This window comes from Streptomyces violaceus, from assembly GCF_036014075.1.
GTDB classification, from domain to species: domain Bacteria; phylum Actinomycetota; class Actinomycetes; order Streptomycetales; family Streptomycetaceae; genus Streptomyces; species Streptomyces violaceus.
The window spans coordinates 8,357,673-8,381,020 of record NZ_CP107911.1 but is presented as its reverse complement, the minus strand read 5'-3'; the positions used below and the strand labels follow the sequence as shown (position 1 = coordinate 8,381,020).

Below are 23,348 nucleotides of genomic sequence, written 5' to 3'. Positions count from 1 at the left end.
TCCTGTCGTGTTCTGGGTCCTGTGTCGCCGTGTCTCCGGGCCCGTCAGCAGCCGAGCAGCTTCGGCAGGCCCGTCATGTCGGGCAGTTCGTCGTACGGCTGGTAGTGGGCGCTGCCGGGGCGGCCGAAGCGGTTGATCCACACGCGGCGCTTCAGGCCGAGGTCGCGGGTCGGGATGTGGTCGTACTCCCAGCCCTGGGCGGTGTGGATGACCTGGGACGGCTCGACACCCATGGTCTTGAAGGCGTGCTCGAAGGTCTGCCGGTCCGGCTTGTAGGCGCCGGCCTGCTGGGCGGTGATGACGTGGTCGAACTCCACGCCGATGTTCTCGACGTTGCGCGCGATCAGGTTGTCGTCGGTGTTGGAGATGATGGCGATCTCGTACTTGGTCTTCAGCTGCCGCAGGGCGTCCGGGACCTCCGGGAACGGGCCGAAGGTGGGGACGGCCTCGACCAGGGCGTCGCCGTCGGACTCGCGGTACTCCAGGCCGTGCAGGCGCATGGCGTTGCGCAGGCTGGAGTGCAGGATCTCGTGGTACGGGCGGTAGGCCTCCAGGACGGCCTGGAAGCGCATGACGCGGAAGTCGTCGAGGAACTCGTCGACGTCGAGGTTGTCCAGATCCAGCCGGTCCTCAAGGACCTTCAGGGTGGTGGGGCCGAGCTGGAAGTCGACAAGGGTGCCATAGGCGTCGAAGGTGACGATCTCTCGCATGATGTCTAGCCTCATTTCGCGGATTCGGACGGGGATGCGGTGGCTTCAGACGACGCGTTCGGCGGGCGTGACGATCGCGTCGAGGGCGGCCAGGTCGGCCGTGTCGGGGATCCAGTCGGCCGCCGCCGCGTTGGCGGTGACCTGGGCTGGGTTCATGGCGCCGCAGATGACAGAGCCGACCGCGGGCAGTGCGGCCAGTCCGCCCACGGCGACCTGGAGGAGGGTCAGGCCGCGCTCGGCGGCGTACGCGGTGAGCGCCTCGACGCGGTCGAGGGCCGCGTCGGTGAGCCAGCCCTCACGCCAGGAGAGCCGGCTGCCGGGCGGGGGCTGCTGACCCCGGCGGTACTTGCCGCTGAGCAGGCCGTTGGCCAGCGGGTAGTACGGCAGGAGACCCATGCCGTGGCGCAGGCAGGCCGGGATCAGGTCGTTCTCCACGCTGCGGTCGAGCAGGTGGTAGCGGGCCTGGGTGCTGACGAAGGCGTCCGTGAGCTGCTCGGCCTGGAGGTTGGAGCAGCCGATGTACCCGATCTTGCCCTCGTCCACGAGTTCCCGCAGGGCGGCGACCGTCTCCTCCAGCGGGGTGACGCCGTCCGGCTCGTGGTACTGGTACAGGTCGATCCGGTCGGTGCCGAGCCGGCGCAGGGAGGACTCGACGGCGTACCGGATGTACGCGCGGGCGCCGCGCCGACCGTACTGGTCGGCCTCCGGCCCCATCTCCATGCCGAACTTGGTGGCGAGGACGACGTCGTCACGACGGCCCTTGAGGGCGACGCCGAGGAGGCGTTCACCGTCGCCGCGGGCACCGCCGCTCTCGCCGAACCCGCCGTACATGTCGGCGGTGTCGAACAGGGTGATCCCCGCGTCGAGGGCCGCGTGGACGACGGCCTTCGTGCCGTCCTCGTCGAGGCGGGAGCCGAAGTTGTTGCCGCCGACGCCGACGACGGAGACGGCCGGGCCGCGTTCGCCCAGGGTGCGGTATCTCATGACCGGCTCCCGAATCCGATGCAGACGTTCTTCGTCTGCGTGTAGCTCGCCAGCGCTTCGAGGCCCTTCTCGCGGCCCCAGCCGCTGTGCTTGTAGCCGCCGAAGGGCAACTCGACGCCGGTGCCGACACCGGTGGCGTTGACGTAGACCTGTCCGGCCCGGATGCCTTCGGCCAGGCGCATCGCCTTGTCGATGTCGCGCGTCCAGACGTAGGAGGACAGGCCGTACGGGCTGTCGTTGGCGATCGCGAGGGCGTCGTCGGCGTCGTCGAAGTCGATGACGGTGACGACGGGGCCGAAGATCTCCTCGCGGGCGCACCGGGCCTGGTTGGTAAGACCGGTCAGGACGGTCGGCTCGACGTAGTAGCCGTCGGCGAGTTCGGGGGCGGCGGGTGCGCCTCCCCCGACCCGCGCCACGGCGCCTTCCTGACGGGCCAGTTCCAGGTATCCGAGGACCCGGTCGCGCTGCCGGGCGGCGACCAGCGGGCCGATGTCCGGGTCGGTGAGACCCGGCCCGACGCGCAGGCCCGCGATCTTCTCGGCCAGCCGGTCCAGGAACTCCTCGGCGCCGCGCTGGAGCAGCAGCCGGGTGCCCGCCGAGCACATCTGCCCGGCGTTGCTGAACGACGCGCCCAGGATGGCCTTCAGCGCCAGGTCGAAGTCGGCGTCCGCGAAGACGACGAACGGCGACTTGCCGCCCAGCTCGGTCACGGAGGGCACCACATTGGCGGCGGCCGCCTGGGCGACCTTGATCCCGGTCGGCACCGAGCCGGTGAAGGTGACCTGGTCGATACCGGGGTGCCCGGCGAGGGCCGCGCCGGTCTCGCCGTCACCGGGTACGACGTTCAGCACGCCCGGCGGCAGCCCGCACTCCAGTGCGATACGGCCGATCTCCAGCGGGGTGAGCGGCGCCTCCGGGGAGGGTTTGAGCACCACCGTGCAGCCTGCGGCCAGGGCGGGGGCGGACCCCCGAGCGGTGTTCTGGAGCGGGTAGTTGAACGGGATGATCTGGCCGGAGACCCCGATCGGCTCGCGGACGGTGTAGTCGATCAGGCCGGGTCCGAGGGGGATCGTGGAGCCGCCGAGCTTGTCGGCGATGCCCGCGTAGAACTCGAAGTAGCGGGCGGCGGACTCGACATCGGCCTTCGCCTGGCTGAGCGGCTTGCCGACGTCCTGGCACTCCAGGCGCGCCAGCCACTCGCCCTCGCGCCGGATCGCCTCCGCGATGCGGACGAGGAGCCTGCCCCGGTCCGCGGCGCGCATCCGGGCCCACTCGGACGAGGTGAACGCCGCGCGCGCCGCCGCCACCGCCTGGTCGACGTCGGCCGGGCCGGCGTGGGCGACCTCGGCGAGGGCCGTGCCGTCCGACGGGTCGAGGACCGTGAAGCTCCGGCCGTCGGCGGCGGAGACCTGCTTGCCCTCGATCAGCAGCAGTTCGGTCAGCGGGAGTTCGCCGCTCATGGCTGGATCTCTCCCTGCACCTCACCGAAGATGACCACCTCGTCGCCCGGACGCACGGTGCGGATCCGGCGCACCCAGAGCACGATGCCGTCCTGCGGGGCGCGGACCTCCTCCAGCGTGTTGCCGTAGTGGTCGACGATCTGGGCGATCAGGTCGCCTTCCTTGCAGGTCTCACCCGGCTCGGCGTGGCCGAGGAAGAAGCCGCCGGCGGCGGACCGGGCGAAGGTGCCGGAGACGGTCGTGTAGCTGTCGCGCAGGTCCGCCTCGCCGTCGATCATGCCGAGTCGGCGCATGATGTTGCGGATCGAGTGGACGTGCAGGGCGACGTTCTGCTCGCGGTAGGTGCCGCCGCCCGCCTCGATGGTGACGGCGGGCTTGCCGGCCGCGAGGGTGGGGTGGCGGACCGTGCCGCCCCACTTGCCACCCTTCCAGACCAGCTCGTGACCGGCCGCGAGGGCGAGGTCGGTCGCCAGGTCCTCGTAGCCGCCCTGAAGGATGACGAGCGGGGCGATCTCGCCGAAGGTGCCGCCGGTGTGCAGGTCGACCAGGGCGTCGATGGCGGGGACGACCTGCTCGACGAAGGTGGCGGCCAGGCGCAGCGAGTACGAGCCGTCCGCGTCACCCGGGAAGATCCGGTTGAGGTTCAGGTAGTCCAGGCCGCTGGTGCGGGCCGCCGCCTCGAAGGCGGGGGTGTTCATGCACGGGATGCCGACGAGGGTGCCGCGCAGGCCGGCCGGGTCGATCGCGGCGAGGACGCGGCGGATGGCCTCCTGGCCGTCGTACTCGTCACCGTGGACACCGGCGTCCACGCACAGCACCGGGCCGTCCTCGGTGCCGTTGACGACGATCAGCGGGATGCCGAGCTCCACGCCGTAGGAGCTGGTGCCGACCGGGATCAGACCCTGGGCGCGCTCGCCGGGGGCGACGGTCAGGGGACCTATGGAGTACATGTCGTTCCTTTCAGAAACGCTGTCGGAAGGGGGTCAGAGGCGGGCGGAGGCCTCGTCGAGGGTGTCCGCGATGATGTCGGCGATACGGTCCAGAAGTGCGCGGTCGCTGATCAGCGGGGGCGCGATCTGCACCAGCGGGGCGGCACGGTTGTAGACGCGGGCGAGCAGCCCGGCCTCGCGCAGCCGGCGCGGGATCAGGTCGGCGACGAGCGCGGCGCGCGCGGTGTCGCTGAAGCCGCCGTCGTCGAGGTCGCCGACGAGTTCGAGGGCGTAGAAGTATCCGGCGCCGCGGACGTCACCCACGATCGGCAGGTCCCCGAGAGAGGTCATGCGCTGGGCCAAGTGGTCCTGGTGGCCGCGGACGTTCTCCAGGATGCGGTCCCGTTCCATGATCTCCAGGCTGCGCAGGGCGATGGCCGCGCTCAGCGGGTGGCCGCTGAAGGTGTAGCCGTGGTTGAGGACCTCGCCGGGCTGGTTGATCACCTCGGCGACGCGGTCCGAGACCAGGGTCGCGCCCATGGGGGCGTAGCCGGCGGTGATGCCCTTGGCGACGGTGACGATGTCCGGCCGGGCGCCGTAGCACTCGCCGCCGAACCACTCCCCCAGTCGGCCGAACGCGGTGATCACCTCGTCGGCGACCAGCAGGAAGCCGTACCGGTCGGCCAGTCGGCGCAGGCCCTCCCAGTAGCCGGCGGGCGGGGTGATGCAACCGCCCCGGTTCTGCACCGGTTCCGCGATGAGTATCCCGACCGACTCCGGTCCCGCCGCGAGGACCGTGGCCTCGACGTCCGCGAGCAGGTAATCGGTGAAGGCCGCCTCGTCGAGCGGCTGTTGCAGGGCCGCGTGGTTGGTGTTGGCGACGAAGTGGGTCTCCACTGCGGGCGGCCCGTACGGCTCGGTGAGGCCGGGGTCGTCGGTGAAGGACAGCGCCCCGAGGGTGAGCCCGTGGTAGGCACCGCGCCGGGCGATCGCCTTGATCCGGCCCGTCTCGCCGCGCAGGGTGTGGTACCTGCGGGCGATCTTCCACGCGGTCTCCACCGCCTCGGCACCGCCGCCGCTGAAGAACACGTGCTCGATGCCGTGGGGGGCCAGGTCGGCGAGGCGCTCCGCGAGAGCCAGGCCGGTGGGGTGCGCGGAATCCGACCACAGAGGGCTGTAGCACAGTTCGCGCAGCTGCTTCTGGGCCGCTTCGGCGATCTCGTCGGCGTAGGAGTAGCCGATCTGGCAGCAGTACAGCCCGGACAGGCCGTCGATGAAGCGGTTGCCGGCCGCGTCGTCGACGTAGGGGCCCTCGCCGTGGCGCACGACGAAGAGGTCCTTGCCGGGTTTAGCGAGCGATCCGTTGGCGGTCATGTTCAGCAGCAGGTGCCGCTGAGCGGTGGCGGTCATACGGCCTCACCTCCGGGCGCGGCGATCCCTGCCGTGTTCTCGACCGACAGCAGGGAGTCCTGCCGTCCTGAGCCGAGCCAGCGCACCAGGGCCACCAGGGCGAGGGCGAGGATCGCGAAGGCGATCAGGATCGCGCTGATCGCGGTCACGCTGGGATCGATGTCGAAGGTCAGGGAGTTGTAGATCTGCACCGGCAGGGTGACGGTGCCGACCGAGGACAGGAACTGGGAGATGTAGAACTCGTCGAAGCTGGTGATGAAGGAGAAGATCGCGGCGGCGATCATGCCGGGGGCGGCGAGGGGGAAGGTGATCCGCCGGGCGATGGTCAGGCGTCCGGCGCCCATGCTGGCGGCGGCGTCCTCGAGGCGTTCGTCGATCCCGCGCAGGGTCGCGATCAGGATCAGCACCGCGATCGGTGAGGCCAGCACGGTGTGCCCGAGGGCGATGGCGAGCGGGCTGCCCAGCATCGCGGCCGGCTCGAAGAGCAGGAACAGGCCCAGCGCGGTGACGATCTGCGGAATGAGCAGCGGTCCGAGCACCAGGGCGTAGACCGCGGAGCGCAGCGGCAGTTCGCTGCGGGTCAGTGCGGTCGCCGCGGTCACGCCGATGATCAGCGAGAACACGGTGCTCAGGCAGGCAACGAGCGCGCTCAGTGACAGGGCGGCTGGCCATTTGCTGCCGTCGGCGAACAGCGCCTTGTACCAGCCCAGCGTCCACGCTTTGGGCGGGAACGCGGCGAAGGCGTTGTCGCTGAAGGAGGTGACGATGATGACGATGATCGGCAGCGCCAGGAACAGCAGGATGACGGTGGCGACCGCTGTCAGGGTGATCCGTCCGGCGAGGGTTCTGCGCAGCTCCATCATGACGCGCTCCTCTTCTTACGGCTGGCGCCGAGGGAGGTGATGAGCTTGACGAGCAGCAGTCCGGCGAAGGTGAGCAGCAGCAGGATGACGCCCTCGGCGGCCGCGCCGTTCCACTGGTTCTGTTTCATCACTTGCTGGTTGATGAGCGAGGCGATCATCGTCTGCTGCGGGCCGCCCATCAGGGCCGGGGTGATGTAGTAGCCCAGCGACAGGATGAAGCTGAGCAGTCCGGCACTGGCAAGACCAGGGGCGACCAGCGGCAGGTAGACCCGGCGGAAGATGGTCACACGACCCGCGCCCATGCTGGCCGCCGCCGCGAGCAGGCGGCGGTCCACGCCGCGCATCACCCCGTAGAGCAGCAGCACGGTGTACGGAAGCATCACCGAGGTGGTGCCGATGACCACGCCGATCTCGTTGTACAACAGCTGGAAAGGCGCTCCGGGCACCCACACCAGGGTCTCGTTGACCAGGCCCTTGTCACCGAGCAGGATGATCCAGCCGTAGGTGCGCACCAGGGCGCTGATGAAGTGCGGCACGATCACGATCAGCATCGCCACACCCGCCCACAAGGGCTTCAGCCGGGAGATCGCGTTGGCCAGGATGAACCCGAAGAGGAGACTGAACAGCGCCGTCTCGGCGGAGATCCGCAGCGTGGTGAACAGGACGGAGAGGTTGACGCCCGTCAGCGCTTCGGCGTACCAGTGCAGGGTGAGGGAGCCGTCGGCGTTCTTGAGGCTGAGGAACAGCGTGCTGAGGATCGGGTAGACGAACAGCACCAGCAGATAGACGACGACGGGCAGAGCGTAGAGGATCCCGACCCTTGTCCGGCGGGAGGTCAGCAGCTTGCGCGGACGAGCCGGGGCGTTGGCGGTCAGTGTGGCGGTCATGGCTCACCCGCCCTGTTCGACGGGGAAGAGGTTGACGTCGTCCGGGTCGACGGTGATGCCGATCCGCTCGCCGGTCACGGGTCCGCGGCCGGCCGGTACTTCGAGGCGCAGCAGCGGTGCGTCACCGCCGTCGATGCGTACGCCGGCGCGGACCAGGGTGCCGACGTAGGTGGCGGTCTCCACCGTGCCGGTACAGAAACCGTCGTCCGGGGCGCAGGCCCGCAGACGGCCCGGCTGGACGGCGACCTTGACCGGCGTGCCGGAGGCCAGCTCGTGGCGCCGCGCCTTCAGCAGACCGCCGGACTGGTCGAGGCGGACCACGGTGTGTTCATCAGTGTTCTGCAGCACGCGGCCGGGCAGGAAGTTCGCCGCGCCGAGGAAGTCCGCCACGAACGGTGTCCTGGGCCGCTCGAACAACTCGCGGGGCGTGTCGAACTGCTCTATCAGGCCGTTGCGCATCACCGCGATCCGGTCCGACAGCACCAGCGCCTCTTCCTGATCGTGCGTCACATAGATGACGGTCAGGCCGAGTTCCTGCTGGATGGCCTTGATCTCGATCTGGAGCTGGTCGCGGAGCTTCTTGTCCAGAGCACCGAGCGGCTCGTCCATGAGGATCACCGGTGGCCGGTAGACCAGCGCCCGGCACAGGGCCACGCGCTGCTGCTGCCCGCCGGACAGCTCACGCGGCTTGCGGCCGCCGAAGCCGGACAGGCCCGCGATCTCCAGCGTCTCCCCGACGCGCTTGCGGATCTCGCCCTTCGGCACCCCGCGCAGGGTGAGGGGGAAGGCGACGTTCTCGCTGACCGTCAGGTGCGGGAAGAGCAGGTACTGCTGGAAGACGAAGCCGAGGTTGCGCTTCTGCGGAGCGAGCCGGGTGACGTCGCGGTCCCCGACGGTGATGGTGCCGGAGTCGGGTTCGCAGAAGCCCGCGATCATCATCAGGGTCGTGGTCTTGCCCGACCCGGAGGCGCCGAGGAAGGTGACGAACTCCCCGGCGGCGATCTCCATGGACGCCTCGTCGACAGCGACGACGTCCCCGTACGTCTTGCGCAGGGCCACGACCGACAGCGCTTTGCCGGTCGCGGTGGGCAGCTTGCCACCGGCCACCTCGAAGGACGGTGCGACTACACCGAATTCAGCCACGAGCCCACTCCAACCAACGCTTGGTGACGGTCGCTTCGTTCTTGATCCACCAGTTGATGTCCGCGTCGAAGCCCTTGTCGTAGTACTGCGGCGCACCCGCGAGAGCGTTGCGCTCCTCCTTGGTGAGCTTCTCGTAGGCCACCGGAGAAGACGGGTTCGACGGGAAGGTCTTCGCCAGGCGGGCCTGGACCTCGGGCTGCAGCGAGTAGTCCATGAGCTGGTAGGCGGCGTCCACATGGGCGGCGCCCTTGGCGATGCCGTAGCCCTGGAACTGGCGGCGCATGCCGCCCAGCTGCCGCACGACGGGGACGCCCTGCTTCTGCAGGTCGGCGATCCGGCCGTCCCAGACGGTGGACATCGTCACCTCCTGGCGGCTGAGCAGCACACCGGGGAGCGGGCCGCTGTCCCAGAACTTCTTGATGTCGGGCCGGAGCCGGGTCAGCGACTTGAAGGCGCGGTCCAGGTCGAGCGGGTACAGCTTGTCCATCGGGACGCCGTCGGCCAGCAGCGCGAACTCCAGCTCGGGCAGGTCGGCGTCCGGGTTGCACATCGAGCGGCTGCCCTTGAACGCCTTGACGTCCCAGAAGTCCGCCCACGACTCCGGCTTGCGGCCGCCGAAGGCATCGGTGCGGTACGCCATGCACTGGCCGTAGAAGCTGTTGCCGACGGCATGGTCGGTGATCTGGTTCTGCGGGATCTTGGCGCTCTTGAGGCTCTTGATCCGGTCGGGGTCCAGCGTCTCCAGGGCGTCCTGGGCGGCGAATTTGAGGTGGTCCATCATCGAGTTGTTGATGAGGTCGAACTGGGGGCGGCCCTGCTTGATCTGGGCCAGCATCTGGGTGCCCTGGAGGTTGACGACCTGGACGCTGATGCCGGTCTCCTGGGTGAACGGTGTGTAGACCGCCTTCTGGAGAGCCTCCCCGAAGGTGCCGCCGCTGTCGCGGACGACCACCGACTTGCCGCCGCCCTTGGCGCTGCCGGACGAGGCCCGGCTGGTGCCGGTGCCGCAGGCGGCGAGGGAGGGCACGGCGGCGAGGGCGGCGAGGCCGCCTGCTCCGCGCAGGAGCGCTCTGCGGCCGATAATGGGATCACTCATGACAAATCTCCTGAAATGGCGCGTGGGGACCAGCTGTTCGAGGGGAGTGGTGGTACGGGGGGGCGGATCTGTGGGCGGTGCCGGTCAGTCGTGCGGCACCGCGATGGCGGCGAGTTCCGCGCCGGGGGCGACGGTGAGCCCGTTCATGCCGTAGAGGATCTGTCCGGTGGCTGTGGCGGTGACCTTGTGTTCGCTGCCGTCGGCCGGGTCGATGACGCGGCCGACGGGCTGCCCCGCGGTCACCTCGTCACCGGTCGCGGCGTCCGGGTACCACAGGCCGGTGGCCGGTGAGACGACGGAGCCGGTCCAGACCCAGTCGCGCGGCGGCACGGTCACCGGTGCGACGTGCTGCGGCGCGTCGATGACACCGAGGTGGTGCAGCAGCCGGTACAGGCCGTCGAGCAGAGCCCGTGCCTGGGCGGGGTCGCGTTCGCCGAGCTGCCCGGTCTCGATCAGGATGGCGGGGATGCCCTGCCGGGCGGCCGCGGCGTGGCTGTTGCCGCCTTCGGCGTTGCGGCCGAACAGTACGCGTTCGTAGCCGACGGCGTGGGCCATGGCCCGCGTTCTGGCGTCCAGTTCCGCGTCGGAGGTCAGACGGTAGCCGACGAAGTCGAGCAGGGTCTCGTCGATGCCGCCGCTGTGCAGGTCCGCGTAGGCGTCGGCACCGGAGATGACGTGCTCGAACAGCCAGGCCGCCAGCCGCTCGGTGGGCCCACCGGCGGGGTCGCCGGGAAAGACGCGGTTGATGTTGACGTCGTCCAGCGGGGACTTGCCCAGGCGGCCGTCGTACACGGCCGGCGGGTTGGCCACGGGACAGATCACCACCTGGCCGGTGACGTCATCCGGCTCCAGGAACCCGGCCAGGCGGGTGGCCGCGTCGATGCCGACGAACTCGCCGCCGTGGACGCCGCCGGTGATGACGACCCGGGGTCCGGGGCGGGAGCCGTTGACGAGGACGAGGGGGATCTCGACGGTCGTGAGTCCGAGGTCCACGGGGATCACCCCGCGGGTCTTGCGGCCCGGCTCGGCCCGCAGCGGGCCTACGGTGAGTGTCATGTCGTTCCTCATTCAGGCGGTGGTGCGGCCGAGCGTGCTGATGAAGTCGATCGGCTGGGCGGTGCGGTCCTCCAAGGCGAGGTCCGCGGCGATGTCGCCCATGGCGGGCGAGAGTTTGAAGCCCTGCCCGGAGAAGCCGGCCAGCAGGATGATGACTTCCGATCCCGGCAGGGGGCCGACCAGCGGACGGGTGCTGCCGGTGTAGCCCTCCATGCAGGCGGAGACGCGGACCGGGTCGGGGTTCAGACCGGGCAGGTGGCGCCGCGCGATCTCGCTGAACATCTCCAGTTCCTCGGGCACGACGGTCCTCTCCAGCCGGTTCGGGTCGTCCACGGGCCGGTGGTGGGCCTGGGACACGCCGAGCTTGACGGAGAGGCCGTCCGGGGACGGGATCCCGTAGAAGGGGACAGGGCCTCCTCGGCGGATGAAGGCGGGGCGCTCCTCACCGGCCTGATGGTCCTCGTGGGGCAGGAACCAGGCGCTGATCGCACGGTGGACGCGCACTTCCCACGGCAGATCGGGCAGCAGGTCGCCCACCCAGGGCCCCGGTGTGACCACCGCGGCGTCGAAGCGCTCGATGTCGCTGTCCGTACGGATCTCCACGCCTCCCCCTGCGGCGGGACGAACACGCGCACGGGGGTGTAGCGGCGGATCCGCGCACCCAGCTCCTCGGCACGGCGGGCCGCGGTCTGGACCGTCAGCTCCGGGCGGACGAACCCCGCATGCGGGTCGAGGACCGCCAGGTCTCCGTCGTCGACACGGAATTGAGGGAAACGTTTCGCCACGGACTCGGCGTCGATGACCTGGTGGTCGAGGCCGTGTTCGGCGACGACGTCCAGGACGGTACGCGTCTCGGGGTCGTCGGCCGGTCCCATGAACAGGCACCCGGTGAGCCGCCGCAGTTCGCGACCGGTCTCCGTCTGGAGCTGCTTCCAGAGGGCGTCGGCGTGCCGCACGAACGGCACGTACCGGCCGTCGTCGGTCTGCACGCTGCGGAAGACCCGGGTCTCACCGCCGGCGGCGCCGCGGTCGCGACCGGGGGCGAAGCGGTCGTAGGCGACGACCTCGGCTCCGCGGGCCGCCAGCCGCCAGGCGGCCTGGCTGCCGACCGTGCCGGTGCCGACGACCGCGACGCGTTTCCTCGCCATGTGGTTCTCCTTGCCGGATGGCCGGACGTGCCGGTGTAGCCGGATGGTGGTCGGGGCCGGTTCAGGACGTGGTGCGGCCGACGGTCGACAGGAAGTCGATGGGCTGGGAGGAGGTGCCGTCCAGCGCCAGGTCGGCTGCGATGTCCCCGAAGGCGGGCGAGAGTTTGAAGCCGTGACCGGAGAAGCCCGCGAGCAGTACGACGTTGCCGGCGCCGGGCAGCGGGCCGATCAGCGGGCGGCTGCTCTCGGTGTAGCCCTCCATGTAGACGGCCAGGCGGGTCGGGTCCGGGTGCAGGTCCGGCAGGTGGCGGCGGATCTGCTCGGTGAAGATGTCCAGCTCCTCCGGCTGGACGGTGCGGTCCAGCGCGTTGGGGTCGCCGGCGGGCCTGTGCAGCGCGCGGGACAGGCCGAGCTTGACGGAGACGCCGTCCGGGGAGGGCAGTCCGTAGCAGTGCGTGGGGGTCGTGCGGATGAACGCGGGGCGCTCCTCACCGAACCAGGCGTCGGTCGTGGGGACGTACCAGGCGCTGATCAGGCGGCGGATGTCCACCTCCCACGGCAGGTCGGGAAGCAGGTCGTTCACCCAGGGGCCGACGGTGACGACGACCGCGTCGAAGCGCTCGCTGCCGGCGTCGGTACGTACCTCCACCCCGCCGCCGGCCTCGGTGATCTCGCGCACCGGCGTGTAGCGCTCGATACGGGCACCCAACTGCCCGGCGCGCCGGGCTGCGGTCTGGACGGTCAGCTCGGGCCGGATGAAGCCGGCACGGCGGTCGAGCACGGCCGCGTCGCCGTCCTCCAGCCGGTACTGCGGGAAGCGCTTGGCCATGGCCTCGGCGTCGAGCACCTCGTGGTCGAGGCCGTGTTCGGCGATGGACTCCAGGACCGTGGCCATCTGCTGGTGCTCGGTGGAACCCATCAGCAGGCAGCCGGTCAGGCGGCGCAGCTCGCGGCCGGTCTCCTGCTGGAGCTGCCCCCACAGGGTGTCGGCGTGCTTGAGGAGCGGGACGTACCGGGAGTCCTCGAAGTGTGCGCTGCGGAAGATACGGGTCTCGCCGCCGGCGGCGCTGCGGTCGTGGCCGGGGGCGAAGCGGTCATAGGCGACGACCTCCGCACCACGGGCGGCGAGGCGCCAGGCGGCCTGGCTGCCCATGGTTCCCACGCCGACGACGGCGACTCGCTTCCTGGCAGCTGACACGGGGCTTTCCTTTCGTATCGCCGGGGCGCATGCTGAGCCCCTGCGTGAGGCTGTTCGATTCGAGGTGGCTTGCGGGCGGAGGGGGCGGGTCCTTCGAGGGACCTCGGCTCACGGGCGCCGTGTCTCGGAATGCCGGCTGCGTTCTCGGGATCTTCCGGCGAGCCGTGCCACATTGTGGAATGCTGTGCTAGTATCTGGCACAGAGAATGACAGTGGCTCCCAGGGGAGTCAAGAGGTGTCCGCGAGAGATTCTGAGGATTAACAGGGGGAAACCGGATGGAAATGAAGAGCGTCACCAGGTCGCTGCGCATCCTGGAGGCGGTCGCCCAGCATCAGCCGGTCACCGTGGGGGAACTGACGAAGCTCTTCGGCCTGCCGAAGTCGACGGTGCAGCGCACCCTGGTCACGCTGGCCGAGGCCGGCTGGCTGCGGGCCAACCGCAAGGACACCACCCGCTGGGAGATCGGCGCCCGCGTCCTGGCCGTACGGCCCGCCGCGCTCCAGGGGTCCAGCCTGTTCGCCGCGGCGCGCGAGCCCATGGTCCGCCTGAGGGACACGGTGAACGAGACGATCCACCTGTCGGTCCCGGACGCCCTGCAGTGCATGGTCGTCGTCGACCGCGTGGACTGCGCTCACGCCGTACGGACGTTCCACACCGTCGGCGACACCTCACCCCTGCACGCCACCGCGACCGGACGCGCCGTCCTGGCCCATCTGCCGAAGCAGGACGTCGAGGAGTTCATCGCGCAGGGGCTGGAGCGCTACAGCGACACGACGCCCACCGACCCGGACGAACTGCGCGCCGAGCTGGACCGGATCCGCATCGACGGATACGCGGTCAACCGCAACCAGTACCGGCCGGACGTCTGCGCGATCGCCGCGCCCGTCCGCGACGAGGAGGGCACGCCACTGGCCACCGTGGCCATCTCCATGCCCGACTCGCGCTACGACGCGGACCGGCTGCCCGAGTGGGGCCGCCTGGTCGCCGACACCGCCGCGGAGATCACGGGGCGTCGCATGGGCGCCTGAACGAGCACCTCCGATGATGGGCCGGCCCTCACGCATCAGCGTGGGGCCGGCCCTTTTCTCACATCGGGCAACAGTCGCCGCCCTGCGCCCGGCCGGGGAAATGGCCGGGCGCAGGGGGCTGCCCCGCGGGGGCAAGCGCGGCCAGGGCGCTACCACCGTCCATCACCGCGGGGGGTCAGCATGCGTGCCGTATCGTGGAACGCCATGCTAGAATCCGACACGATCACCCCTTCGACTCCGGGAGGGAGTCAAGAGGCCGAGACCGACGAACGAAAACTGACGGGGCCCCGATGGAAATGAAGAGCGTGACCAGGTCGCTGCGCATCCTGGAGGCGGTCGCCCACCACCAGCCCGTGACAGTGGGCGAGTTGACGAAGCTCTTCGGTCTGCCCAAGTCGACGGTGCAGCGCACGCTGGTCAGCCTGAACGAGGCGGGATGGCTGCGGGCCAACCGCCAGGACACCACCCGCTGGGAGATCGGCGCCCGGGTGCTCGCCGTACGTCCGGCGGCCCTTCAGGGCTCCAGCCTGTTCGCGGCGGCGAGGGAGCCCATGATCCGGCTGCGGGACGCGCTGAACGAGACGATCCACCTGTCGGTGCCGGACGCCTTGCAGTGCATGGTCGTCGTCGACCGCGTGGACTGCGCTCACGCGGTACGGACGTACTACGCGATCGGCGACACCTCTCCCCTGCACGCCACCGCCACCGGGCGCGCGATCCTGGCCCATCTGCCGCCCGCCGACGTGGACGAACTGGCCACCCAGAGGCTGGAGCGCTACAGCGACGCGACGACGGTCGACCCGGCCGAGCTGCGCGCCGAGCTGAAGCGGGTGCGCACGGACGGCTACGCCGTCAACCGCAACCAGTACCGCCCCGATGTCTGCGCGATCGCCGCACCCGTCCTCGACGAGGACGGCACACCGCTCGCCTCCGTGGCCGTCTCCATGCCCGACTCCCGCTACGACGCCGACCGGCTGCCCGAGTGGGGCCGCCTGGTCGCCGACACGGCGTCCGGCATCAGCGACCGCCGACTGGGCGCGTGACAGCCCGGCGCGCATGACTGCGCCCCCTGCTGCCGACGGCCGGCAGGGGGCGTGACGCGTTTTCGGGTCAGGAGCGGCCGGCGCTCTGATTGTCGACCACTTCCGCGAGAGCGTCCACGAAACGGTCGAGCTCGCTCTCGCGCATGTAGATGTGGGGCGACACGCGCATGCTGCTCAGGTGCCGTACCTCCCGGTGCTTCACCTGCACCTGGTGCGCGTCCCGGAGCTCCTGTTCCACGGCTCTGGCGTCCAGGCCGTCGACGGAGAACAGGTTCACAGCGCCCAGGGTCTCCGTGTCCAGCGGCGTATGCAGCCTGAACCCGGGGATCGCGGCGGCGCGCTCCACCCCGGTACCGGGTCAGCTCCCGTACGCGCGCGTGGACGGCCCGGGCCCCGATCTCCCGGTGGAAGCGCGCCGCCGGCAGGATGCCGGCCTGCAGGGCCGAGTTGTAGGTGCCGAGGTTCCAGTGGTCGAACTTGTCGACGCGCAGCGGAGGCGGATCGAAGGGGGCCGGCAGGGGCCACGTACGATCGATGGCTCACTCCCTGACGACCAGCATGCCGTTGCCGACCGGCGCGCCCATCCCCTTGTGCAGACTGTAATGAAGAAGTCGCAGTCCAGGTAAGGGAAGCTCACCGGCATCTGCGCGAAGGTCTGGGCGCCGTCCACCACGGTGAGCGTCCCATTGCTCCACATGGTGCGGTCGGGATTCCGGTTGAGCAGGGGCTGCTGCTCCGGGTATGCCGCGCGGACGTGCTCCCAGAAGTCGTCCTGGCCGGGGGTGGGGCTCGCCATGGTGCTCTTCTCCGATGTCATGGGGTCGCCGGTGCGCCGGGCGCCTCGGAAGTGTGCCCCGTGCCCGGGCCGGGGGGGGAGGCCGGGCACGGGGCGACCCGCGGGTGGCCCCCGGGGGGCCGGCCGAGTACGCGGGGGCTTCCCGCGCGGTGCGCGATGGGGCGTGTGTCAGGACGGAAACCCCGTCATCGCACGGGCACCGCGACGTACTGGTACTCCAGGAACTCGTCGATCCCGACGCGGCCGCCCTCGCGGCCGAGACCGGACTGTTTGACCCCGCCGAAGGGTGCGGCCGGGTTGGAGACGAGGCCGGTGTTCAGGCCCACCATGCCCACCTCCAGACCCTCGCTGACGCGCAGCCCGCGGTCCAGACCCTGGGTGAAGACGTAGCCGACCAGACCCCACTGCGTGTCGTTGGCCCGGCTCAGGACCTCGTCCTCGTCGTCGAAGGTGAGGATCGCCGCGACGGGGCCAAAGATCTCCGTGTCCATCAGGCGGCTCTCGGCGGAGACATCCGTGAGCACGGTCGGCGGGTAGAAGCAGCCCGGTCCTTCGGGCGTGCGGCCCCCGACGAGGACCCGGGCGCCGCGCTCCACTGCGTCGGCGACGAGTTCCTCGACCTTGCCGCGTCCGGTCCTGTCGATCAGCGGGCCGACATCGACTCCGTCACGGGTACCGGGACCCACGACGAGCGCGCCCATCCGCTCGGCGAGCCGCCGGCCGAACTCCTCCGCGACCGACCGGTGCACGAAGAAACGGTTCGCGGCGGTGCACGCCTCGCCCATGTTGCGCATCTTGGCGACCATCGCCCCGTCCACGGCCACGTCCAGATCGGCGTCGTCGAAGACGATGAACGGCGCGTTGCCGCCCAGCTCCATCGACGTCCGTACGACGGTGTCGGCGCACTGGGCGAGCAGGATGCGGCCGACGCCCGTCGAGCCGGTGAAGGACAGCTTGCGGATCCGGCCGCCGCGCAGGAGAGGTTCGCAGACCTCGCCGGCGCGGGAGGTGGTCACGATATTCAGCACACCGTCCGGGAGCCCGGCCTCCTTGAGGATCCCGGCCAGGGCGAGGCTGGAGAGCGGGGTCTGCGGGGCCGGCTTGAGGATCATCGTGCAGCCTGCCGCGATCGCCGGGCCGATCTTGCGGGTGCCCATGGCCAGCGGGAAGTTCCACGGTGTGATCAGCAGACAGGGGCCCACCGGGCGGCGGGAGAGCAGCATGCGGTTGCGCCCGTCGGGCAGGGTGGCACAGCCGCCGTCGATGCGGACGGCCTCCTCGGAGAACCAGCGGAAGAACTCGGCGGCGTAGGCCACCTCTCCCTTGGCCTCGGCGAGCGGCTTGCCCATCTCGGACGTCATCAGGTGGGCGAGCTCGTCGGTGCGCTCGATGATGATCTCGTAGGCGCGGCGCAGGATCTCGCTGCGGGCCCTGGGCGCGGTACGGGCCCACTCCCGCTGGGCCTGGACGGCCGCTTCCTCCGCGAGCTTGGCGTCCTTCGGACCGGCGTCGGCGACGTGGCAGAGGATCTCGCCGGTCGCGGGGTCGTCGACAGGCATGGTGGCGCCGTCCGCGGCGTCCACCCAGGCACCGCCGATGAACAACTGGTTCAGTACCTCGGTCATGATGTCTCTCCTGGTTGATCGGCGGCGGGGTCGAGGAGCTCCGCGAGGTGCAGGGCGCGGATGCTCCGGTCACCGGCGAGGTGGTCGATCTGGGTGGCGCAGCTGAAGCCGTCGGCCACGACGGGTCGTCCGTCGAGGGCGTCGAGGCGGGGCTTGAGGGCCAGGTCCGCGACGGCCATCGAGGTGTCGTAGTGCTCCGCCTCGAAGCCGAAGTTCCCGGCGAGTCCGCAGCAGCCCTCGGCCTCGTCGACCGTGCGTACGCCGAGGCGGCGCAGCAGGTCGGCGGGGCGGCGACCCTTGAAGGTGGCGTACTCGTGGCAGTGGGTCTGCAGGACGACGTCCTCGGGCAGCGGTGGCGGGGTCCAGCCCTGCTCCGCGAGGTCGGTGAGGGCGCCGGTGAAGGTGTGGACGCGGTCCGCGACGCGCTGTGCGGCTTCGGTGCCGAGCAGTTCGGGCACGTCGCGTTTGAGGGCGGCGGCGCAGCTGGGCTCGGCGACGATGATCGGCCGGTCGTCGCCGTCGTCGAGGTGGGCGACCGTACGGGCCATGATCCTGCGGGCCACGGACAGCTGCCCGGTGCTGACCCAGGTCAGTCCGCAGCACAGGCCGTCCCGTGGTGTGCAGGGGATGCCGGCGTCGGCGAGCACCCGGCTCGCCGCTCCCGCGACCTGGGGGCGGAAGGCGCGGGTGAAGCTGTCGACGAAGAGCAGGGCCTTCGCCGGCCCCGGGGTCTTCGCCGCACGCAGGGTCTTCCGCAGGGCACGCCGGGAGGCGAAGGCGGGGATCCTGCGCTTCGTCGTCACGCCGCCGAGGCGGGCGAGGAGCCTGCCGAGCGGCCCGCGCAGCAACAGATTGACCGGTCGGGCCGCGTATCCGGCGAGGGCGGAGGTCCTGGGCAGCCAGCCGAGCGAGTAGTGGGAACGGGGCCTGAGCCTGCCCTTGTAGTGCTGGTGCAGGAACTCCGCCTTGTACGTCGCCATGTCGACGCCGACCGGGCAGTCGCTGGAGCACGCCTTGCAGGACAGGCACAGATCGAGGGCGTCCTTGACCTCGGTCGAGCGCCAGCCGTCCTGGACGGCCTCGCCGCGCACCATCTCCTGGAGCATGCGGGCCCGGCCGCGGGTGGAGTCGTTCTCCTCCCCCGTGGCCCGGTAGCTCGGGCACATCACGCCGCCGGAGTCACTGCGGCAGCGGCCGATGCCGACACAGCGGCGCACCGCGCCCGTGAAACCGTCCGTGTCGTGCGGGAAGGTGAACGACGTGTCGAGGAGCGGGAGTTCACGCAGCGCGAGGTCGGCGTCCAGCGGGGCCGGGTCGACGATGACCCCGGGGTTGAGCAGCCCGTCCGGATCGAAGATCCGCTTGAAGGCGGCGAACGTCCGGATCATGCGGTGGCTGTACATGACCTCCAGCAGTTCGCTGCGGGCGCGCCCGTCACCGTGCTCGCCCGACAGGGTGCCGCCGTGCGAGACGACGAGCGTGGCCGCCTCGGACAGGAACCGCCGCATGACGGCCCGGCCGGTGTCCGTGGCCGGGTCGAAGTCGACCCGTACGTGGACGCAGCCCGCGCCGAAGTGCCCGTACAGCACACCGGTCAGCCCGTGCGAGGCCAGCAGCTTGCGGAAGTCGCGCAGGTAGGCGGCGAGGTTCTCGGGGGCGACGGCCGCGTCCTCCCAGCCGGGCCAGGACTCCCCGCCGTCGACGAGACGGGCGGCGAGCCCGGCCCCGTCCTCGCGGACCCGCCACAGCGAGCGCCGCTCGGCCGGGCTCTCGACGACCCGCCCGCCGGTCAGCCGGCCCTGTGCCTTCAGCACGTCGAGCAGTTCGGCGGCACGGCCGTCGACCGCGGCCTGGTCCTCGCCCTCGAGTTCGACGTAGAGCCAGGCACGGCCCTCGGGCAGGCCGGTGACGGAGTCGGGGCCGCGGCGGGCGCGCATGGTGGCGACGATCGCCTCGTCCATGCCCTCCACGGCGCTGGGCGAGAAGCGCAGGATCTCGGGCACGTCCTCGGCCGCGTCGACGACGTCGTCGTAGCCGAGGGTCAGCAGCGCGGATGCCTGTGCGGTCGCCACCAGGCGGACCGTCGCGGCGGTGACGACCGCACAGGTGCCTTCGGTGCCCACGAGCGCGCGGGCCATGTCGAAGCCGTTCTCCGGCAGCAGGCGATGCAGCTGGTAACCGGAGACCTGGCGCGGGATCCGGCCCAGTTCGGTACGGATCGGCTCCAGGTTGTCCGCGATCAGACGGCGTACGTCCGCCTCCAGGCGGGCGACGAGTCCGGCGTCCTGAGGATCGACCGGATGCAGTCCGGAGCGGTCGGCGACGGCCCGCACGCCGTCGGCCGTCACGATCTCCAGGGCCTCGACGTGGCCGCTGGTCCGCCCGTCGCGCACCGACCGGTTGCCGCACGCGTCGTTGCCGATCATGCCGCCGAGGGTGCAGCGGCTGTGCGAGGACGGGTCAGGGCCGAAGTCGAGCCCGTGCAACGCGGTCGCGCCGCGCAGCGCGTCGAGGACGACACCGGTCTCGACCCGCGCGGTGCGGGCCTCGGGGTCGATGTCCAGGATCCGGTTCATGTGCCGGGAGAAGTCCAGGACGACACCGAGTCCGACGGCGTTGCCCGCCATGCTGGTGCCGCCGCCCCGGGCCGTGACCGGGACACCCGCCTCGCGGCAGGCCCGCAGCACCGCGACCACGTCGTCGGCGGTGCGCGGGAAGGCCACGGCCCACGGCAGCACCCGGTAGTTGGAGGCGTCGTAGGCGTACGGGCCCGTCGCCCCCGGGCCGGTCTCCACCCGCAGGCCGGGCGCGATCTCGGCCATCCGGGCCGTCAGACCCGCCAGGTCGCGGGTGGCGGTGCTCATCGGTCTCCGGCCCCCGACGTACCGGCCTCAACCGCGTTCGCCCAGGCCTGGAGACCCTCGTCCACGCCCGCCTCGTCGATGACGAGCGCCGGGATCATACGGACCACCTGGTTCCAGGCGCCGCACAGCAGCAGGAGCAGCCCCTCGTCGACGGCGGCGCGCTGCACCCGTGCGGCGGTCTCGGGGTCGGGGCTGCCGTCCTCGGTGACGAACTCGGTGGCGAGCATGAGGCCGAGACCGCGGACGTCGCCGATGCCCGGGGTCCGGTCGGCCACCGCCTCCAGGCCCTGGCGCAGCCGCTTGCCCATCGCCTCGGCGTTCTCGACGAGCTTCTCGTCGCGTACGACGTCGAGGGTGGCGCAGGCAGCGGCGCAGGCGACGGCGTTGGCGCCGTAGGTGCCGCCCTGCGAGCCGGGCCACGCCTTGGCCATCAGTTCCTCGGAGGCGGCGATGCCGGAGATCGGGAAGCCGCTGGCCAGGCCCTTGGCGGTGACGAGGATGTCCGGGGTGACGCCGAAGTGGTCGTGGCCCCAGAAGCGTCCGGTGCGGCCGACGCCGGTCTGCACCTCGTCGAAGATCAGCAGGAAGCCGTGCCGGTCCGCCCGCTCGCGCAGCCCTTCCAGGAAGGCGCGGTTCGCGGGCACGTAGCCGCCCTCGCCGAGCACCGGCTCGACGATGATCGCGGCCGTGTCGGCGGGCGACGAGATCGTCTGGAGGGTGTAGTCGAGTTCCTTCAGCGCGAAGCGGGTGGCGGTCTCCTCGTCCCAGCCGTACCGGTAGGCCGTCGGGAACGGCGTGACGACCACACCGCTCATCAGCGGGGAGAAACCGGACCGGAAGCGGATCCCGGAGGTCGTCATGGAGGCGGCGGCGACCGTACGGCCGTGGAAACCGCCGTGGCAGACCAGGACGTTGGGCCGGCCGGTGGCCTGGCGGGCCAGCCGCAGCGCCGACTCGACGGCCTCGCTGCCGGAGTTCGAGAAGAACAGGCTGTCCAGGCCGGCCGGCAGCACCTCGCCGAGCTTGTCGACGAGGCGGCGCAGCGGCTGGTGCATGACGGTGGTGTACTGGCCGTGGATCAGCGTGCCCACCTGTTCCTGCGCCGCCGCCACGACCTTGGGGTGGCAGTGCCCGGTGCTGGTGACGCCGATACCGGCGGTGAAGTCGAGGTAGCGGCGGCCGTCCTCACCGTAGAGATGGACGCCCTCGCCCCGGGCAGCCACCACGGGCGTGGCCTGGCGAAGGTGCGGCGACAGTGCGGTCATGTTCGTCTCCCGGCCGTACGTCGAGTTCTGCTTGCGGTGATCTGCGGTGCTGGTCCGACACCCCGAGCATCCGGGCCGCCGCGCCACGCGACAACGCGTGATCTGTCCAGCCGGAACGCGTTGTTCGGACGTTGTGTCAACCACCGGACCCCCCTGGTACCGCCCGCCCCTCCCGTGGACAGCTCTTGCGCAGGTCAGTGCCGCTTGTCAGAGTGACCAGGCATGCAGGGAGCCACCATGAACCCACACCCGCCGAGCGTCGCCGACGTCCTGGCCCTGCCGGTCCTGGCCGCCGGGCAGCCCCAGGTCGTCACCGGGCTGGCCGAGCTGGACCGGCCGGTGCGCTGGGTGCACATCACCGAGCTGACGGACCCGGCGTCCTTCCTCAAGGGCGGCGAACTGGTCCTGACCACGGGCATGCCCCTGCCCGACGACGCCGCGGGTGTCCGCCGGTACGTCGACGAACTCACCGAGGTGGGCGCTGCCGCCCTGGTCATCGAGCTGGTACGGCGCTACCACCGGCCGCCCGACGCCCTCGTCCAGGCCTGCCGCGCCCGGGGTCTGCCCCTGGTCACTCTTGCCCGGGACGTCAACTTCCTGGAGGTCACGCAGGTCGTCCACGCCCTCATCCTCGGCAGCCAGGCCGACGCGATGCGCCGGACCCAGCGGATCCACGAGGCGTTCACCGCGTTGACGCTGCGCGGCGCGGGACCCGAGGACGTGGTGCGCGCGGCGGCGGAGATGAGCGGCCGCACGGTCGTCCTGGAGAACCTGGGGCACCAGGCGCTGACCTGCGAACCGTCGGGGAGCACGGTGGAGGAGGCGCTCGGCGACTGGGAGCAGCGCTCCCGGGCCACCGAGCCCGGTGACCACACCGAGGCGGGCGGCCCGGAGGGCTGGCTCACGGCGCCCGTCTCCTACCAGGGCGAACGCTGGGGCCGCCTGGCCATGCTCCGGGCCCCCGCCGACGGCCCGGCCTTCGGGCCGGAGCACATCACCGTCCTTGAGCGGACCGCGATGGCCCTGACCGTCGCCCGGCTCATCCACTCCACGCCCTGGGAACACACGGCCCACCGCACCGCCCTGCGAGAGCTGGCCGAGCAGCGCCACCACTCCCCCGAGGACGCCCGTGCCCGCTGCGCCGCGCTGGGCCTGCCCACGGAGGGCAGCCGCTACCTGGCGATCCTCGTCGACCTGGGCCCGGGTGCCGAGGGAGGCGAGCTGGAGACCCGGCTGCACGGCGAACTCCGATCGGCGGGGGTCCCGGCCCTCGTCGGCGAGCTCTCCCCCGGCCGCCTCGGCATCCTGCCGGCCCTGCGTCCTGACCGGCCCTGGCGCCCCGTGGCGGAACGGCTGTGCCGCATCGCGCTGGGGCTGGTCCCGGGGGCGATCGTCGGCGTCGGCTCGGAGGTGGCGGACCTCGCCGACACGGCACGCTCCTTCCGGGAGGCGGCCCGTGTCATAGAGGCCACCCCACCCGCCCAGCCCCTTCCCCCGGACCGCTCCTTTCACGAGCTGCCGGACATCGATCTTCGCCGCCTGCTGTACGCCCTGCGCGAGGACACGCGCATCCAGGACTACACCGAGCGCCGGCTGGGCCGGCTCATCGACCACGACACCCGGCATGGCACCGACCTGCTCACGACCCTGGGCCACTACCTCGACGCCGCCGGCAACAAGACCACCGCGGCCCGTCGCGGCGGTCTGTCCAGGGAGACCATGTACCAGCGCCTGCGCACCATCGAACGCCTCCTGGACTCCGACCTCGAGTCCGGCGAACGACGCACCGAGCTCCACGTGGCACTCACGGCGTTGCGTGTCCTGCGCGAGGGGTGACGGGGC

The 23,348-nt window shown here is 71.1% G+C and carries 18 protein-coding genes and 1 pseudogene; 3 read left to right on the top strand and 16 right to left on the bottom strand.

What is annotated here, in order from left to right:
• Positions 1-44: 44 nt before the first annotated feature.
• The 12 genes and pseudogenes from OG542_RS37755 to solA (OG542_RS37700) all read right to left on the bottom strand — a co-directional run bounded on the left by OG542_RS37755 (position 45) and on the right by solA (OG542_RS37700) (position 12,884).
• On the bottom strand, positions 45-710 hold the full coding sequence (locus tag OG542_RS37755) for a haloacid dehalogenase type II (RefSeq protein ID WP_328416975.1): 666 nt from the start codon (positions 708-710) through the stop codon (positions 45-47).
• Positions 711-755: 45 nt separating this feature from the next.
• Positions 756-1,694: an aldo/keto reductase gene (locus OG542_RS37750; RefSeq protein ID WP_328416973.1), complete on the bottom strand. Its 939-nt coding sequence runs from the start codon at positions 1,692-1,694 to the stop codon at positions 756-758.
• Complete coding sequence (locus OG542_RS37745) at positions 1,691-3,154, bottom strand: aldehyde dehydrogenase family protein (protein ID WP_328416971.1); 1,464 nt, start codon at positions 3,152-3,154, stop codon at positions 1,691-1,693. The genes OG542_RS37750 and OG542_RS37745 overlap by 4 nt, the downstream gene beginning before the upstream one ends.
• Positions 3,151-4,104 (bottom strand): succinylglutamate desuccinylase/aspartoacylase family protein, encoded by a 954-nt coding sequence (locus OG542_RS37740; protein ID WP_328416969.1) that lies wholly within the window; start codon positions 4,102-4,104, stop codon positions 3,151-3,153. The genes OG542_RS37745 and OG542_RS37740 overlap by 4 nt, the downstream gene beginning before the upstream one ends.
• Before the next feature lie 33 nt (positions 4,105-4,137).
• A complete protein-coding gene (locus OG542_RS37735; RefSeq protein ID WP_328416967.1) occupies positions 4,138-5,493 on the bottom strand; it encodes an aminotransferase class III-fold pyridoxal phosphate-dependent enzyme in 1,356 nt (451 codons plus the stop codon).
• Positions 5,490-6,356 (bottom strand): ABC transporter permease, encoded by an 867-nt coding sequence (locus OG542_RS37730; protein WP_328416965.1) that lies wholly within the window; start codon positions 6,354-6,356, stop codon positions 5,490-5,492. Before OG542_RS37730 ends, OG542_RS37735 begins: the two co-directional genes overlap by 4 nt.
• The gene (locus OG542_RS37725) at positions 6,353-7,243 is read right to left on the bottom strand and encodes an ABC transporter permease (RefSeq protein WP_328416964.1); all 891 of its coding nucleotides are present in this window, start codon (positions 7,241-7,243) and stop codon (positions 6,353-6,355) included. The genes OG542_RS37730 and OG542_RS37725 overlap by 4 nt, the downstream gene beginning before the upstream one ends.
• Before the next feature lie 3 nt (positions 7,244-7,246).
• Complete coding sequence (locus tag OG542_RS37720) at positions 7,247-8,386, bottom strand: ABC transporter ATP-binding protein (protein ID WP_328416963.1); 1,140 nt, start codon at positions 8,384-8,386, stop codon at positions 7,247-7,249.
• Complete coding sequence (locus OG542_RS37715) at positions 8,379-9,482, bottom strand: ABC transporter substrate-binding protein (protein WP_328416962.1); 1,104 nt, start codon at positions 9,480-9,482, stop codon at positions 8,379-8,381. Before OG542_RS37715 ends, OG542_RS37720 begins: the two co-directional genes overlap by 8 nt.
• A gap of 84 nt (positions 9,483-9,566) precedes the next feature.
• Positions 9,567-10,538: a succinylglutamate desuccinylase/aspartoacylase family protein gene (locus OG542_RS37710; RefSeq protein ID WP_328416960.1), complete on the bottom strand. Its 972-nt coding sequence runs from the start codon at positions 10,536-10,538 to the stop codon at positions 9,567-9,569.
• 12 nt (positions 10,539-10,550) lie between these two features.
• A pseudogene (gene solA, locus OG542_RS37705) lies at positions 10,551-11,686 on the bottom strand (N-methyl-L-tryptophan oxidase).
• Positions 11,687-11,747: 61 nt separating this feature from the next.
• The gene (solA, locus tag OG542_RS37700) at positions 11,748-12,884 is read right to left on the bottom strand and encodes an N-methyl-L-tryptophan oxidase (RefSeq protein ID WP_328416958.1); all 1,137 of its coding nucleotides are present in this window, start codon (positions 12,882-12,884) and stop codon (positions 11,748-11,750) included.
• Positions 12,885-13,166: 282 nt separating this feature from the next.
• On the opposite strand from solA (OG542_RS37700), the gene OG542_RS37695 reads away from it, so the two are divergent.
• Both OG542_RS37695 and OG542_RS37690 read left to right on the top strand, forming a co-directional pair.
• The gene (locus OG542_RS37695; RefSeq protein ID WP_328418273.1) at positions 13,167-13,913 is read left to right on the top strand and encodes an IclR family transcriptional regulator; all 747 of its coding nucleotides are present in this window, start codon (positions 13,167-13,169) and stop codon (positions 13,911-13,913) included.
• Positions 13,914-14,209: 296 nt separating this feature from the next.
• Complete coding sequence (locus OG542_RS37690) at positions 14,210-14,956, top strand: IclR family transcriptional regulator (RefSeq protein ID WP_328418271.1); 747 nt, start codon at positions 14,210-14,212, stop codon at positions 14,954-14,956.
• Positions 14,957-15,023: 67 nt separating this feature from the next.
• Here the strand turns inward: OG542_RS37690 and OG542_RS37685 are convergent, their stop codons facing one another.
• The 4 genes from OG542_RS37685 to OG542_RS37670 all read right to left on the bottom strand — a co-directional run bounded on the left by OG542_RS37685 (position 15,024) and on the right by OG542_RS37670 (position 21,506).
• Positions 15,024-15,302: an aminotransferase class V-fold PLP-dependent enzyme gene (locus tag OG542_RS37685; protein WP_328416957.1), complete on the bottom strand. Its 279-nt coding sequence runs from the start codon at positions 15,300-15,302 to the stop codon at positions 15,024-15,026.
• A gap of 635 nt (positions 15,303-15,937) precedes the next feature.
• Positions 15,938-17,377: an NAD-dependent succinate-semialdehyde dehydrogenase gene (locus tag OG542_RS37680; protein WP_328416956.1), complete on the bottom strand. Its 1,440-nt coding sequence runs from the start codon at positions 17,375-17,377 to the stop codon at positions 15,938-15,940.
• The gene (locus OG542_RS37675) at positions 17,374-20,241 is read right to left on the bottom strand and encodes an FAD-binding and (Fe-S)-binding domain-containing protein (RefSeq protein ID WP_328416955.1); all 2,868 of its coding nucleotides are present in this window, start codon (positions 20,239-20,241) and stop codon (positions 17,374-17,376) included. Before OG542_RS37675 ends, OG542_RS37680 begins: the two co-directional genes overlap by 4 nt.
• Entirely contained in the window at positions 20,238-21,506 is a 1,269-nt protein-coding gene (locus OG542_RS37670; RefSeq protein WP_328416953.1) for an aspartate aminotransferase family protein, read from the bottom strand. Before OG542_RS37670 ends, OG542_RS37675 begins: the two co-directional genes overlap by 4 nt.
• Before the next feature lie 237 nt (positions 21,507-21,743).
• On the opposite strand from OG542_RS37670, the gene OG542_RS37665 reads away from it, so the two are divergent.
• A complete protein-coding gene (locus OG542_RS37665; RefSeq protein WP_328416951.1) occupies positions 21,744-23,342 on the top strand; it encodes a PucR family transcriptional regulator in 1,599 nt (532 codons plus the stop codon).
• Positions 23,343-23,348 lie beyond the last annotated feature (6 nt).